This window comes from Desulfosarcina widdelii (assembly GCF_009688965.1).
Classification (GTDB): Bacteria; Desulfobacterota; Desulfobacteria; order Desulfobacterales; family Desulfosarcinaceae; genus Desulfosarcina; species Desulfosarcina widdelii.
In genome coordinates, this window is record NZ_AP021875.1 from 2877453 (window position 1) to 2892840 (window position 15388).

The 15388-nt window shown below is 53.7% G+C and carries 15 protein-coding genes; 11 read left to right on the forward strand and 4 right to left on the reverse strand.

All coding sequences use genetic code 11. From position 1 onward, the window contains the following. Positions 1–85 precede the first annotated feature (85 nt). The 4 genes from GN111_RS13545 to GN111_RS13560 are packed head-to-tail and all read left to right on the forward strand — an operon-like array spanning position 86 to position 4233. A complete protein-coding gene (locus tag GN111_RS13545; protein WP_155304260.1) occupies positions 86–913 on the forward strand; it encodes a DUF4198 domain-containing protein in 828 nt (275 codons plus the stop codon). Between the two features lie 17 nt (positions 914–930). Continuing rightward, entirely contained in the window at positions 931–2322 is a 1392-nt protein-coding gene (locus GN111_RS13550; protein WP_197740546.1) for an APC family permease, read from the forward strand. Then, the gene (locus GN111_RS13555) at positions 2319–2789 is read left to right on the forward strand and encodes a hypothetical protein (RefSeq protein ID WP_155304261.1); all 471 of its coding nucleotides are present in this window, start codon (positions 2319–2321) and stop codon (positions 2787–2789) included. The genes GN111_RS13550 and GN111_RS13555 overlap by 4 nt, the downstream gene beginning before the upstream one ends. 19 nt (positions 2790–2808) lie before the next feature. After that, positions 2809–4233, forward strand: coding sequence for a fused MFS/spermidine synthase (locus tag GN111_RS13560; RefSeq protein WP_155304262.1), 1425 nt, complete (start codon positions 2809–2811; stop codon positions 4231–4233). 132 nt (positions 4234–4365) lie between these two features. Here the strand turns inward: GN111_RS13560 and GN111_RS13565 are convergent, their stop codons facing one another. Both GN111_RS13565 and GN111_RS13570 read right to left on the reverse strand, forming a co-directional pair. Continuing rightward, the gene (locus tag GN111_RS13565; protein ID WP_155304263.1) at positions 4366–4554 is read right to left on the reverse strand and encodes a CooT family nickel-binding protein; all 189 of its coding nucleotides are present in this window, start codon (positions 4552–4554) and stop codon (positions 4366–4368) included. Beyond that, on the reverse strand, positions 4547–4972 hold the full coding sequence (locus GN111_RS13570; protein ID WP_155304264.1) for a DUF3842 family protein: 426 nt from the start codon (positions 4970–4972) through the stop codon (positions 4547–4549). The genes GN111_RS13565 and GN111_RS13570 overlap by 8 nt, the downstream gene beginning before the upstream one ends. 419 nt (positions 4973–5391) lie before the next feature. Between GN111_RS13570 and GN111_RS13575 the strand changes: the two genes are divergently transcribed. The 6 genes from GN111_RS13575 (at position 5392) to GN111_RS13600 (ending at position 10721) form a co-directional block, all read left to right on the forward strand. Further along, positions 5392–6300: a transporter substrate-binding domain-containing protein gene (locus GN111_RS13575; protein WP_231715737.1), complete on the forward strand. Its 909-nt coding sequence runs from the start codon at positions 5392–5394 to the stop codon at positions 6298–6300. 90 nt (positions 6301–6390) lie between these two features. Beyond that, positions 6391–7119, forward strand: a complete 729-nt coding sequence (locus GN111_RS13580) for an amino acid ABC transporter permease (protein WP_231715738.1) — start codon at positions 6391–6393, stop codon at positions 7117–7119. A gap of 3 nt (positions 7120–7122) precedes the next feature. Further along, positions 7123–7776: an amino acid ABC transporter permease gene (locus GN111_RS13585; RefSeq protein WP_155304265.1), complete on the forward strand. Its 654-nt coding sequence runs from the start codon at positions 7123–7125 to the stop codon at positions 7774–7776. Between the two features lie 29 nt (positions 7777–7805). Beyond that, positions 7806–8627 carry an MBL fold metallo-hydrolase gene (locus GN111_RS13590; RefSeq protein ID WP_155304266.1) on the forward strand — a complete coding sequence of 274 codons (822 nt, stop codon included), beginning with the start codon at positions 7806–7808 and terminating at the stop codon, positions 8625–8627. 162 nt (positions 8628–8789) lie between these two features. Next, positions 8790–9632 (forward strand): DUF4405 domain-containing protein, encoded by an 843-nt coding sequence (locus tag GN111_RS13595; RefSeq protein WP_155304267.1) that lies wholly within the window; start codon positions 8790–8792, stop codon positions 9630–9632. Between the two features lie 141 nt (positions 9633–9773). Next, on the forward strand, positions 9774–10721 hold the full coding sequence (locus tag GN111_RS13600) for a nitrous oxide reductase accessory protein NosL (RefSeq protein ID WP_170302273.1): 948 nt from the start codon (positions 9774–9776) through the stop codon (positions 10719–10721). Between the two features lie 118 nt (positions 10722–10839). On the opposite strand, the gene GN111_RS13605 is transcribed toward GN111_RS13600, so the two are convergent. After that, positions 10840–12624, reverse strand: coding sequence for a B12-binding domain-containing radical SAM protein (locus GN111_RS13605; RefSeq protein ID WP_155304269.1), 1785 nt, complete (start codon positions 12622–12624; stop codon positions 10840–10842). A gap of 145 nt (positions 12625–12769) precedes the next feature. On the opposite strand from GN111_RS13605, the gene GN111_RS13610 reads away from it, so the two are divergent. After that, on the forward strand, positions 12770–14557 hold the full coding sequence (locus GN111_RS13610; RefSeq protein ID WP_155304270.1) for a PAS domain-containing sensor histidine kinase: 1788 nt from the start codon (positions 12770–12772) through the stop codon (positions 14555–14557). Between the two features lies 1 nt (position 14558). Here the strand turns inward: GN111_RS13610 and GN111_RS13615 are convergent, their stop codons facing one another. Beyond that, positions 14559–15380 carry an arsenite methyltransferase gene (locus GN111_RS13615; RefSeq protein WP_155304271.1) on the reverse strand — a complete coding sequence of 274 codons (822 nt, stop codon included), beginning with the start codon at positions 15378–15380 and terminating at the stop codon, positions 14559–14561. Between the last annotated feature and the right edge of the window lie 8 nt (positions 15381–15388).

Here is a 15388-nt window from a genome sequence, read left to right on the forward strand (position 1 = left end):
GCAACCCAAAGGCGGTTGAAGAAATACTTGCCAACCGTCTTTTGTTGCTTCTTACCACGCTTTGCATATCGTATGGAGAGAAAAAATGAAGAAAAACGCGCATATCGTTCTAATGTGGGTTGCTGTCCTGCTGGTCGCCATCTGCCCTGCCGCTTACGCCCACAACATTTGGTTGAATCCTTCCAACCAGTTCCCTGAGGTCGGGACAACCGTCGATATTGGTATCGGCTGGGGGCACAAGTTTCCAGCCAACCGGGTCGATGAGGAACTTAAAGAAGGCCGGGTGGAAGCGATTCAGGCGATGGATCCCGACGGGATTGCGGTCGATCTTTCCAAAGTCTCGACCGGTTTGTATCGGCTGAAAATCGACAAGCCGGGGGCCTACCTTGTTACCGCCCGGATCAAACCGGGATTTTTCACGAAGACTCCGAAAGGCCGTGAATGGGGAAACAAGACAACCGTTGCTAATGCCATTAAGTGCACCAACTATCATATCCAGGGCAAAACCATCCTCATTGCCGGCGGAAGCGATAAAAATCTCACCCAAACGGCCGGTCAACCCCTGGAAATCGTCCCGCTTACTGATTTCAAACAAATGAAACCGGGGGACACGCTATCCATCAAGTTGCTGTTTGACGGCAATCCCCTTCCCGATGCAAAAATCAGAGCCACCTACGCCGGGTTCGAAGCCGCTGACACCGCCTCGCGTAAGAATACAGCGAAAGGGCACAAGGGCCACGGCCATAGCCATTTTCCGGTGGAGACCGTCACGGATAACCAGGGCCAGGCCGATCTTAAACTGGAAAAAGCCGGCTACTGGATGATCGTGCTCTCCCATCGCTGCCCTTATTCGGACCCGGCGGTCTGCGATGAGTTTATGCATAATGTGGCGTTTACCTTCGAAGTAAAGTGAGTTACGGAGGGATAAAATTGAAAAGAGAATTGGGGCCGTTCTCGGCAACGGCCCTGGTGATCGCCAATATGGTCGGCACCGGTATTTTCACGACCTCTGGCTTTATCATGGCCGAATTAGGCGATCCCAAGGTCTTGCTTCTGTGCTGGCTGTGCGGCGGTTTGTTCGCCCTTTGCGGCGCGCTTTGCTATGGAGAACTGGGGGCGCGGTTCCCCCGGGCCGGCGGGGAATATGTCTTTTTAAAAGAGAGCCTGGGCAAACCGGTGGGTTTTCTCTCCGGCTGGATCTCCCTGATCGTCGGCTTTTCCGCTCCCATCGCCGCTGCGGCTGTGGCCTTTGCCACGTACCTTTTCCAGGCGTTTTCGGTTTCCATGGCGCACGGCGTCGACCCGTCGCTATTCGGCAGCCGATTTGCGTTCCTGTCGCCCGTGACCCTGACCGCCATCGGTGTGATTGGCCTTCTCTCTTTTCTCCATTACCATAGCCTACGCATCGGCAGCCGGGTGCAAAACGGACTGACCCTGTTCAAGATCGCATTGGTGATCGCGTTCATCGGCGCCGGGTTCCTGCTGGGAGACGGCTCCAGAGACCATCTTTTGGCTGCGGCACCGATCCCCTGGTCAGCTGAGAAGTTCGCCGTTGCCCTGATTTTCGTCTCCTTCGCCTACAGCGGGTGGAATGCATCTGCGTATCTGGGGAGCGAAATCACCGCTCCCCAAAGAAATATTCCGCTTTCCCTTCTCACCGGCACCGTTGTTGTGGTGGTCTTGTATCTGCTGCTCAACCTGGTTTACCTTTACGCCCTGCCTCCCGAAGCCATGCAAGGCGTTCTGGAGATCGGCGCCAAGTCGGCGGAATCTCTTTTCGGGCTGGACATCAGCCGCCTTTTCAGTGGCGCGGTCGCTTTGGGTCTTTTGTCCGTAATGAGCGCCATGATTCTCACCGGACCGAGGATTTACTATGCCATGTCCAGGGACCGCGTTTTTTTCGATCTGTTCGGCAAACTGAGCCAAAATCGTCAGACACCGGCCGCATCCATTGCGCTGCAGGCCGCCATTGCCATAGTGATGGTGGTCTCGGCATCCTTCGAAACCCTTTTGCTGTATATCGGCTTCACGCTCTCGCTGTTTGCCATGCTCACCGTCATCGGGCTGATGCGCATCCGCCGATTCTCTTCATCCGTCGGGCCTGCCTATCGCACATTCGCCTACCCACTGACGCCGCTTTTGTTTATTCTCAGCAATTTATGGATCATCTTTTTCTCCATCAAAAGCCGGCCGGTTACCGCCCTTTATGGATTCGGCACCATCGGCTTGGGGGCTGTAGCCTACATCTTTTTCGATCATATGCATCGATCAAAAAATCGTGCACTCTCGGCAAATGAGACAATTAAAAGGAAAGCGAAATGAAGCCTATTCTCATATTTCTCACCGGAATGGTCGTTGCGATGGCAACCGTCTCCGAGGGCCTGTGTCATGGCGTCGAAGGCTATGTTGAAACGGTCGAGGGCTATTGCATAACGGCCATGTATGACGACGGCGAATTGATGAGCTATGCCGCCGTTGAAATCAAAGCCCCCGGGGCGGAGATCGTCTTTCAAACCGGTCGGACGGATCGCAACGGCCGTTTCATGATCCTGACGGACAAACCGGGAACCTGGCAGGCGGCGGTCAGCGACGGTATGGGACACCGCCTGGCCCTCGATTTCGAAGTCATTCCCGAAGGCGAGAATCAACCGAAAGATCAATCCGTTGCCCCGATATCTACCGGCAAAACGAGTCGACCGATTAAAACGATTGCAGGCCTGTCGATTATCTTCGGTTTGTGCGGCTTTTTTTACGGCTGGAAAGCACGGCGCGCGAAGAACGGTTCCTGACAACCAACGGACACCTAAAATGCTTTCTCTTTTCGTGGCCGGTTGTTTTTTTCTGTCCGGAATGGCCGGTCTGGTCTACGAAGTCATCTGGGTCCGGTTGATCGAAACACTCACCGGCGGCGCACCATTTGCCGTAGCCACGGTGCTGTGCGTGTTCATGGCCGGAATGGCCCTGGGAAGCTATCTGGCCGGACATGTGGTAGACCGACTTTCCGGGCGCGGTGTGCTTCTGTCTCTCTATGGCCTGCTTGAAATCGGCATCGGGGTTTGTGCCGTGGCCGTGCCCTTCATGATCCAGGCCGCTGCCCCGCTCTACCAAACGATTTATAGCCGGCTGCCGCCTGGCTTCTGGGGCTGTCGGATGGCCGCCTTTCTGGGTTTTGTCCTCATTCTGGCGGTGCCCGCAGGGCTCATGGGAGCCGCACTGCCGGTGTTGTGCCGCTTTTATGTTCTGCGCCTGGATCACGTAGGTGCCCGAACCGGCCTGCTGTACGGGCTCAACACCGCGGGTGCGGCGTTAGGGGTGATCCTGTGTGGATTCTTGCTGATCGAAACCCTTGGGGTATCGACCACCCTTGGGATGTTTGCCTGCCTCAACATCTTGATCGGCCTGTCCTGTATTGCAGTCTCTCGCTTTGCAGCCGGTGAGGGCAGCCGGCCGGCAGAACCACTGGAACCTGTATTACCGAATCCGAGAGCGAAAAATAGCGCCTTCCAAGTAAAGATGCGCTGGGGCGTTTCGCTTTTCGCCGTGTCCGGGTTTTGCGCCATGGCCTACGAAGTTTTCTGGACGCGCCTGCTCGGCCTCGTCGCCGGCCCCACCACCTATTGTTTCACCCTCGTGGTGGCCACCTTTATCGTCGGCCTGGCCGCTGGCAGCCTGCTCTTCTCCTGCCGGGCCGATCACGTCGGCCATCCGCTCATCTGGCTGGCCGGCACCCAGGCCGCCGCCTTCTTGACAGCACTTGGCGTCAGCCAACTATTGGGAAACGGTCAATTTGTTTTCGCCAGGTTGGATCATGCGTTTCCAAGTCATTTTCTCAATCTTGTTCCGTTTCAAGCCATCGTGTCGTTCGGCCTGATGCTGGTGCCGACCCTTTTCCTGGGCGCTGCCTTTCCGCTGGTGAACCGTCTTTGCATCCAAACGCTGGCCGATACGGGGCGATCCGTGGGAACTGCCTATGCCCTGAACACCGTGGGTGGATTGCTCGGTTCTTTTGTTGCCGGGTTTGTGCTGATTCCCTGGTTAGGAGAGATGAACGGCCTGCGTCTGATTCTCTCGATCCAATTCCTGGCGGCCGGTTTTGCGCTGCTGGATATTACAAGACTTGAAAAAAGCGACAATCGGATACGACTGGCCGTTGTGGGGCTGATGGGCGTCGGGTTGCTGCTGGTCGCACACTATCCAAGCTTGCGCACCGATCTGCTCTTTCGGATCGGGTAGCCGGATTCCGTTGCCCTTCGGTCAGGGTTGAATCGCAGCATATGGTTCGAAACACTGGTCGGCAGCGGCCGGTGGATCTCCGGCCGCTGCCGGGCATTGTCAGTCAATTCCCAAGATGCAAAACTGGCTCTCTCACGCCTCGAACAAAATTCGATGATCCACCAGATTCATCCGCTTGAGCTTTCCCTTGACGGTCATCTGGTCGCCAAAGATCCCCACCAGGCGGAACGTACCGTCTGGCTCGGGTTCCACGAGATCGACCGATTCCATCAACAGAATTTCCTCATCGTTTTTTACCATATAGGCGTTGGCTTCACACATGATCGAGTACCTCCTTTAAACGCTTTTCTACCAGTTCCTGCACCAGGTGAGGCAGCGGTTCGGAAACGACCCCGACGATCTCGGCATTTTCCTGAAACAGGGGCAGCAATAGCTTGAACGCCTCGCTGGAGGTCACTGCCTCGGCCATACGTGGCGTCACCTCGCCAAGCATAGCATTGGCCCAGGTGATGGAGACCGGACCGATGATGCACTCCACTGATTCCGTGGTGTGGCAGATGGCATTCTCCCCTGATGCGCAGCGGTTGGCTCCGGCCCGCAGCATCTGGGATGCGGCAATAGCATTGGTACCCAGAGCGATCAGTTCGATCGATTCGCCATGGGCCGTTCTGAGGTATTTGATCACCGTTGAACCGATGCCGCCCCCCTGTCCGTCAATTACACAAATCCGTTTTCTCACTGGCGCCTTCACTGGTTGAAACCAATCTTCATTCAAAATAAAAAGGCCACGCGTCCGGCTCCGGGTTCTTCCCTGCCGATGCCTTCGTGGCCTTAAAAAAAATCCGATTATCTGTGTCTAACGCAGCGCCTTCGTGACGCTTACTTAGTGCCCACTCAGAAATGAACACTGCTTAGTCGATCTTTTACCCGCAGCCACCTGTCAAGTCAAGCGGTTTCGGTCGGCGCTTACCGGGCAACCTCCTTTCTACCGGCTATTGAAAAGAAAAATATCATCTTCCCCATGCATCCAAATTATGAATTGGACTTCGCCAGTTTTTCATGAAAATGAGTTTATACTCAAAAGAAACCAATTCAATCAGGATGCGGTATCTGTAACATTCAAACGCCCGGTTCGGGTCAAAAAAGAAAGGGAGCAACATGAATAAAGGATCGCGGATCATTGGCAAGAAGAACATTTCACTGATGCTGGGTGCGGTTTGCCTGCTGATGTCGCTGGTGGTGGCTGCGCCGGCTCAAAGCGAAGGAATTCTCGACCGGATCGAAAAGACCGGCAAGGTTACCATGGGGTTTCGGGAAGGCTCCGTTCCTTTCGGCTTCATGAATGAAAAAGGCCAGTGGGTCGGCTTCGGCGTGGATCTGGGTCAGGAAATCGTCAACGCCCTCAGCACCCATTTTGGCAAGGAGATTGAACTGGTAAGGCAGCCCATCAATCCCAAAACCCGCATTCCGTTGGTGATTAACGGGACCGTCGATATCGGTATCGGTTCGACGACGATTACCCTGGCCAGGGAAAAGGTGGTCGATTTCAGCCTGCCCTATTTTCTCACCGGCACCCGGATTATTGTTCCCAAAGACAGTTCCATCAAAGACTTTCCGGACCTGGCCGGTAAACGCGTGGGAATGGGCAGCGGATCGACCGCCAATATCAAAGGCATCGACCGGGCCGTCGCCTCCGGCTTGATTCAGCCCACGTGCCAGAAGGTGCTTTTCGAAGAGCACAACAAAGGCTTTCTGGCCCTTCAACAGGGTAAAATCCATGCCTACTTTACCGATGCCAGCATTCTGGCAGGTATGAAAGCCAAAGCCCGCAATCCCGAGGACTGGAAAATTGTCGGTCGATATCTGACCTACGAGCCCTACGGCATCATTCTTCCCGAAAATCAGGGCGAATGGCGGGATTTCGTCAACGAAACGCTGATTCAAACCATTAAAAGCGGCAAATTCGAAAAAATCTACGCCAAGTGGTTCGGCCCGGAGGGTGTCGTGCCCCTGCCCATGAGCGACGAGTACAAAACACTGCTCAAGGCTTTGAGTTATCCGGATTAGTAGAAAAAAATGACCCGGGCCGAGGCTCTCTATTACGGGAGGCCTCGGCCATCTTCTTTCTGACCGTATCGGTTTTTGGGTGGATTACCTTTGGGTTTATTGGAATATACGTTTGACTGGACGGTACTCTGGCGCGCACCATACGGCCGGATGTTTCTGGATGGGACCCTTACCACCCTAAAGCTTTCCACCATGGCCTGGGTCATCGCCGTGGCGGTGGGAATTCTGGTGGCCCTTTTGCGGGTTTCCCGGTCGCCATGGCTGCGATTTGTCGGCTTCGCCTACGTCCAGTTCTTTCGCAACACCCCGCTGCTGGTACAGCTTTTCTTCTGGTATTACGCCGCTCCGCTACTGCTGCCGGAATCCGCACAGGCGTGGCTCTACGACAACGTACCCGATTACTCCTTCTGGGCGGGCAGCGCGGCGCTGGGCATCTACACGGCCTCCCGGGTCGCCGAACAATTCCGCTCCGGCCTTGCGGCCATCCCGAGGGACCAGTACCAGGCGGCCTACTCCATGGGCCTGAACACCTATCAGACCTATCGCTATGTCATCCTGCCCTATGCATGCCGAATCATTCTGCCGCCCTTTACCACCGAATTTCTTACCTGCTTTAAGAATTCGGCCCTGACCATGACCATCGGCGTCATGGAAATTACCCACACTGCCTATTACATCGACTCGTTTACCTGGCACGGACTGGAGACCACCACAGGGGCCAGCCTGGTTTATCTCTCCATCGCCATCTGCGTGGCATTTTTCATGTCGCTGGTCGAAAAGCGGACCGCCATCCCCGGCATGATCGTCAGGGAGCAATAGAAAATGGATCTGGCAGTCATTGCCGAAAACGCGGCTTTCATGGCCGCAGGCCTTTTGGTGACGGTCCAGTTGGCCCTGATCGCCCTTTGCGGCGGCCTGCTGCTGGGCTTGCTTCTGGCCGCGGGCCGCCTATCGCGTGTTGTATGGTTTTACTATCCGGCCTCCCTGTATGTCCATTTTATGCGCGGGCTGCCATTGATCCTAGTCATCTTCTGGATCTATTTTCTCTTCCCCGTGCTTACGGGCAAAAAACTGGACGCCTTCTGGGCCGCCGCCGTTTCCTTTATCGTTTACGAGGCCTCGTATTTTGCGGAAATCATCCGGGCCGGGATTCAATCCATCCCGGATGGCCAGGCCCAGGCGGCGCTCTCCAGCGGGCTGACGACCTGGCAGAGCGCCCGCTATGTGATTCTGCCCCAGGCACTGCGAAACATGGTGCCGTCTCTGGTTACCCAGGCGGTGATCATCTTCCAGGATACCTCCCTGGCCTACGTCATCGGGCTGAGGGATTTTTTGCGGCGCGTCAACCTGGTGGATGCACGCGAGGCGCGTTCGGTGGAACTCTACCTGTTTGCCGGGCTGGTCTATCTGATCGTCTGCTCGGCGGGCACGCTCTTGAGCCATCGCCTGGAAAAACACAAACAGCATGCGGTATAATCGGGCAGGCAAACCCATAAGGAGCAATCATGAAGCATGATATCACCCTTTCCATTTTGTGCGAAGACCAGGCGAAAATGGGATTCCTGGATAAAAAATTTATCGGCCAGCATGGATTCTCCGTTTTCATCGAAGCGGAAAAACGGATTTTATTCGATACCGGCGCCTCGGATGTTTTCATGCACAACGCCGCCCTGCTGGATATCGATCCGCATACGGCCGACTGGATTGTGCTGAGCCACGGGCATTGGGACCACACTGACGGGCTTCGGGCATTGCCTGAAAAAGGAGAGAAGAATCTTCTGGCCCACCCCGGGATTTTTGTGGACCGGCGAAAAGCCAACGGCGCGTACAACGGGATGGCCTGCACCCGGCAGGAACTTGAACGGCGCTTCAACCTGATTCTGTCGAAAGAACCTTACCGGATTTGCGAGGCCATTTACTTTCTGGGGGAGATCCCCAGATTGAATGACTTCGAATCGCGGCAGACAGCCTTTTTTCATATGGAGGAAACCCAGCGGCATGAGGATTTCATTATGGATGACAGCGCCCTTGCCATCGAAACCGAAAAGGGCCTGGTAATCGTTACCGGATGCTCCCATGCCGGTATCTGCAATATCGTCGAACATGCCAGACAGGTCACCGGCCAACGCCATGTCCATATGGTTCTCGGGGGATTTCACCTGATGGGGGATTCAACCCAACTGCGAAAGACCATCGACTATTTTAAAAAGAACACCGTGGAACATCTATATCCCATGCATTGTACGACTCTACCCGCTCTGGCAGAATTTCACAACGCGTTCGGAATCGAAAAGTTGTGTGCCGGCGACACCCTTTCCCTTGATTGATGATGTAACGTTTTCCGTTGCGTTCGTTCTATATTGGAGTCGATATGGACATGCCGGAAAGACCGCATTACTATAATACCGGCCGCCATCACGGCTGGCGAGTCGACCCGTTGAAACGCAGACGAAATCAGGATGCCCGGTTCGAGGGAAAAGGAAAAAAACATGAACATTCGAAAAGCAACTTCTTTGACCGCAGCGCTGTCGTTTGTCTTGATGGTCCTTACCAGTATTGTCTTGTATATCGTTCCCCACGGCCGGGTGGCTTACTGGGCGAACTGGAAGTTGTGGGGGCTGTCCAAAACGGACTGGGGCGACATCCATATCAACCTGGGTCTTCTTTTCCTTATCGCCCTGTTTCTCCATATCTACTACAACTGGAAGCCGCTGATTGCGTACCTGAAAAACAAGGCCAAACAGCTGACGGTTTTCACACCAGAATTTAACGCAGCACTTCTCATTACCATTGCATGCGTTGTGTGCACCTATTTTTCGGTGCCTCCGTTCAGTTGGGTGATCACCCTGAATGGACAGATCAAGGATAGCGGAACGGCAAAATACGGGGAACCGCCTTACGGCCATGCCGAACTGTCCTCTTTGCAGATTTTCGCCAAAAAGATGAACCTGGACCTCGATAAAAGCATGCAGATGCTGGAGGCAGCCGGATACCCGGCGGCCAATGCGGACATGACCCTGCAGGCGATCGCCGATCAATACAACCGGTCCCCCCAGCAGATTTACGAAATCTTTAAAACGGCAGCAATGGTTCTCCCCTCCACTGGAGAGGGCTCGAGCCTGCTTCCCGAAGACCCCCAGCCGGGGACCGGCAACCTGACGCTCGACCAATTCTGCACCCGCCATGGCCTGGACATGGCCAAAGTGATTCAGGGCCTGGCAGGCAAAGGAATCGAAGCTTCCGGAGAACTGACGCTGAAAGAAATTGCCAGCCGCAGCCAGAGCAGCCCCACCGATATTTATGAACGCATCAAGGCTATTGTCCAGAAATAAACCGGCGCCGATTGTCAGCGCTGTAAATGGATGCCATGGGTAAAAGCACGAAAAGGAGCGACAACGTAAACTCCTGTTTTTAGGATGATCAATTGCTTTGAATCCTGGGTAGTGCTATGGCTAACAGGAAAGGAGTGCCCTATGAAATCCATTCCTCGCCGCAGTTTCCTGAAGTTTCTTGCCTTCTCGACGGTCTCGCCGTCGCTGTTCCCCGCCATCGTCAACGCCGATGCTTGCAAGGTGCAGCATCCCATCATGCCACCGGACAACCGGTATCCGGGACGATGCCCGGTTTGCGGCATGATCCGCCCCATGTGGGCCCGAACATGGATCACGTTTTCTCCCGTCATGGAGGTGTCCCAGGTCTGCTCCTTTCATTGCCTGGCCGACTGGGCGCTTAAATCCGGCCAGGACCCGGAGCAGGTCATGCTCACGATCTATCACCATCCGGAGAAGTCCATCCCGGCCGAAAAGGCATTTATCGTCATGGGATCCACCGCGGCCGGAACCATGAGCCCGGTTTCCAAAGTCGTCTTTGCCGCAAAATCCGAAGCCGATGCTTTTAAGGCAACCTGCGGCGGCACGGTGGTCGACTATCCCAGGGCGCTGCTCACCGCAAAAGTGAGTGTGGCTCAGGAAAACCAAACGATCAACAAACGCCGGATCGAGAAAGGCAAAATCCTCGAGCCGAAACAGGAAGACAACTGTGTGGTCTGTGGAATGTTCCCGGCGCGCTACCCTTACGGAAAGTGCCAGATTCAAACAAAAGACGGAAAAACCCTGCACTTTTGTTCCACCCAGTGCCTGTTCGCCTTTCTGGGAAGACAGAACGCTTATATCGACGATCCGGTAACGCCGCTTATCGTGTGGGTGGTTGATCGAAGTTCAGGGATGTGGATCAGCGGCCGCACCGCTTTTTACGTGATCGGCTCGTCCAAGGTTTTCGGTCCCATGGGGCACGAGGCCTTTCCGTTCGCACTGCTTGAAGATGCCAAAACCTTTGCCGTGGAGAACGACGGTAAAGCTGTGGTTTACGGGGATGTGACCATCGACAAAATCGTCCCCCAATGGAACTACAAGACCGAATAGGCGCAACGATGCACATCCATTAAGGGCCAAATTCGCTCAATCCCTTCGTTAAATAAAAACCATTCTGCGCCTTGATTCCAGGGGGATCTTTTTTACAAATGGTCACAAGTCAGGCGGGTCAGTCCGTTACGTGAAGCTGCCGCTCGGCGTCTTCGAATAGCGACCGGGTCCGGGAAACCATTTCGTAATAATGGCGGACAACATCAGCCCGAAAATCCTTGTGGACGTGGTCGATAACGTTTTTTGCTCTTTTGAACTGGGCCATGCAGCCTGCCCAGCCTTCGTATAGCTTTCGGCGCGGCAAGACGGAAGTAGCTTTTACCAGATCTGCCTGCCGGCCGATATAGGCGCGGGTTTTCTCATAAATGTCGTCGAGTGTGGACGAAACGGCATCCACTTTAAGGGTTTCCTGGGTGATGACATAAAAATGGTGCCCCATCACGGCATGGGTGATGGCCTCGGCAAACAGGCTGGGCCGCCGAATCAGGTTGCGGCCCACGAATTTGAGGTACTGCCAGCCATACTGGGTAAAAGGCTGGATCGCAATGGATTTGAGCAGCGCCCGGATTTCATACAGACGCAACGGTCGCCGCGGATAACTGGTGCCCTGCAACCGCGCCAGCAGCGTTTCGCAGCGGGCAAAATAATTCTTCAAATTTGCATCGTACAGGGTGCCCAGAACCTTTTTATAGCCTTGTTTCAAGATGTCCGGCGGCAGGGTCGTGGCAACGTTGGTACACATGGTGTGAGTGTTGCTGCCCGTCAGATTGCCTTCGACGATCCGGCCATCTTTTTCCAGCCTCCGGTAAAGTTTCGTTCCTGGAAGCGCGGTAAGGACGCCGACCATGGCCTTGGGGATGCCGGCAGCCTGGATAAAATCGATTTGACGGTCGAAGATGTCCTCGGTATCACTGTCGAATCCAAGGATAAAACCTGCCGTCACTTCAATTCCGTGCTGCTGAATTGTGCGTACCGCTTCCAGCAAATCACATTTCAAATTCTGACGTTTGCCGGTTTCGGAGAGGCTCTTTTTCGATGGCGTTTCGATCCCGACGAAAACCTGACCGAAACCGACGGCGTTCATGCCGTCCATCAATTCCGGATCGTCGGCCATGTTGATGCTGGCCTCCGTGTAAAAATCGAACACGAACCGATTTTCGTCTTCCCACTGTCCTATGGCCGGCAGCAGTTCTCTTTTCACTCTGGTTTTATTGCCGATGAAGTTGTCATCCACAATAAAAATGGAGCCCCGCCAGCCCAGGCGATATAGGGCGTCGATTTCCCGAACCATGCTTTCGGCGGATTTGAGCCGCGGTTTGTTGCCGTACATGATCCAGATGTCGCAGAATTCGCAGTTGAACGGGCAGCCCCGGGAGTACTGAATGGCCATGGAACCGTATCGATTCATCTTCAGCAGATCGAAGCGCGGCACCACCGTGTGGGTGATGTCGGGTTTTTGCTTGGCCCGGTATACTCTGCCGGCGATCCCGTTTTCGAGATCGGCCAGAAAATCGGGCAAAACGGCCTCCGCCTCTCCGAGCACGAAATGGTCCACCCCTTGGATTTCTTCGTGACTGGCGGTGGGATAGGGTCCGCCGGCCACAACCGGCGTGCCTGCCTTTCGGCACATCCGGATAATGTCCGCAAGGGAGTCTTTCTGGATGATCATGGCCGATACGAAGACCGCATCGGCCCATTCGAGATCGCTTTGCTTCAGCGGTTCGATGTTCATGTCGACCAGCTTCAAGTCAAACCGCTTGGGCAGCAGCGCGGCAATGGTAATCAGGCCCAGCGGCGGCAAGGCGGCAGACCGGTTGATAAATCGCAGCGAGTATTCGAAACTCCAGTAGGTGTTTTTGGGAATTTCAGGATAGACCAACAGAATGTTTTTCAGCCAGGGCATAATTTCCCTCTATTGGCGATTGGAATTTTTCATAACAGACATTCAGGGATTTGACGAATATTGTTGACTTGCGTGAAGCTTATCTCGGAAGCGATTATAACCAAACCAAAGGGGGAGAATACAATATAAAAATAGCTTGTTACATTTGTTTTACAAAGACGGGGAAATTAAAGGCGCACGGAAAGGCAGAGGATTTGATCTCAAATTCTACCGGCCAGCAGTTGGAAAGGAAGATTCTGGCATCATCATAAAAAATGGCGTAACATGGATCAATGTCAGATCAGATACCCTGACTCTTTCACGCCAAAAGGACTACCGAATGAACGATCAATTAAAATATGAAAATATGCTGAAAAAGGTCAGGCGCCTCGAAGAAGAGGTTAAAAATTATCAAGCCCTTATCGAAAACACCCCGGATCTTTTTTACCGGACGGATCTTCATGGCAGGATAACATTCATATCCCCATCCGTTTACAGGCTCTCTGGATATTCCATCGTGGAGGCCACCGGAATGAAAATGGCAGAAGAGATTTACCTGGTTCCGGAAGAACGGGAAACATTTTTAAATCTCCTTCAAAAGGAAGGTCATGTTGCCAATTTCGAGGCCCGGCTGAAGCGCAAGGATGGGTCGATATGGTGGGCTTCGACAAATGCGCATTTTCTCAAAAACAAAGCAGGGGAAATCATCGGCGTGGAAGGTATCACACGCGATATCAGCGACATTAAAGCTGCAGGAAAAGCGTTGCGTGAGAGTGAAGAGCAATTTCGACTGGCATTCCACACCAGTCCGGACTCGGTCAACTTAAACAGGGCCACCGACGGCATGTTCGTCGATATCAATGAAGGTTTCACGAAATTAATGGGTTTTACTAAGGAGGATGTCAGCGGGAAAAGTTCTCTCTCCTTGAATATCTGGAAAAATCCGAATGACCGGCAACGACTGGTCGATGCCTTGACCAGAGATGGCTTCGTAGAAAACCTCGAGGCAGAGTTTGTGACTAAAAGCGGAGAAGTCAAGGTAGGCCTGATGTCCGCCCGTTTCTTACGGATCAACGAAGAAGATCTCATTTTGACGATAACCCGGGACATCACCGAGTGGAAGAAGATGCGAGAAATGATGGTGCAGAATGAAAAAATGCTCTCGGTGGGTGGGCTGGCCGCAGGCATGGCTCATGAGATCAATAATCCTCTGGCCGGCATCCTGCAGAATGCTTCCGTATTGGCCAACCGGCTGACCGGAGACTTGCCTGCCAACCATAAAGCTGCAGAAGCCGCCGGAACGAGTCTATCGGCCATCCAAAAATACCTGCAACTGCGCAGGCTTCCGGAAATGATAGAAAACATACGCAGTTCAGGGCGCATGGCTGCGGAAATCGTCAGCAACATGCTGAGCTTTGCCCGCAAGAGTGAAAAGATGGTCTCAAGCCACGACATCGGCATACTATTAGATCAGACCCTGGATCTGCTAAAAACCGATTATGACATGAAGAAGCATTACGATTTCAAACAGGTCAGAATCGTTCGGGAATATGACGAGACTGTCGGTCCGATTCCCTGCGAGGCCAGCAAGCTTCAGCAAGTGTTTATGAACATTCTAAAAAATGGTGCCGAGGCGATGGCTGAAATGAAAGATGCAGCCATCCAGCCCACATTTGTTCTGAGAGTTCAGGATGACGGCACCTGGATAAAAGTGGAAATCGAAGACAATGGACCGGGCATGGATGCAAAAACCCGCCGCCGAATTTTCGAACCTTTTTACACCACAAAACCATTGGATAAAGGAACGGGCTTGGGCCTGTCAGTCTCCTACTTTATCGTCACGGAAGACCACGATGGTAAAATAAGCGTTGAAGATGCCCGGGGCAAAGGCACCTGCTTTGTTATCCGGCTGCCGAAAACCAGGGCTGAAGAGAAGTCCTTACCGATTGGTTAATCTATATTGGCTTCACGGCACGGATATCGGCGGACGAAACATATTTTTCGACCCCGCTTCCAGGAAACCAACCACTTACCAACGCCTTGCTGTGAGCCTTGAGTTCGATTTTGACATTCTCGAATCCTGCTTCTTCCAAAAAGCATCGGAGCCTATCCGTGCGTTCTGCTCCGGCAATGCACCCGGTTATCAGTGCCGCCTGTTCGCGCATGGAATCCGGCATTTCTGCTGTCGCGACCACATCGGAAACAAATAAACGGCCCCCTGGTTTCAACACGCGGCAAGCATCCTTGAAAACCTGCTGCTTTTCGGGCGAAAGGTTGACCACGCAGTTGGAAATTATGATATCCACGCTGTTGTCGGCAACAGGCAAGTGCTCGATCTCCCCCAATCGAAATTCGACATTGGCGACGCCCATCTTCACCGCGTTCTTTCTGGCTTTCGATAACATCTCAGGTGTCATGTCCACGCCAATCACCCGGCCCTTTTCGCCAACCTTCTGCGCAGCAAGAAAGCAATCGAACCCAGCCCCACTGCCCAGGTCCAGAACGACATCACCGAGCTGGAGTTCACCGATGGCGGTCGGGTTTCCGCAGCCCAAACCGAGATTGGCGCCTTCGATAACGCTGCCCAGTTCCTTGTCGGAATAGCCCATGATCCGGTTCACCTGCTCGATGCTGTCGGAATTCGACCCGCAACATCCTCCGGCATTGTGGGGTGTACACCCACAGCCTGTTCCCGTCGCTGCATGGGCATATCGACCTCTTACCATTTGACGCAGCATATCCGCATTTTCATTTTTCTCGGCATTTTCATTTTTCATGGCTGATC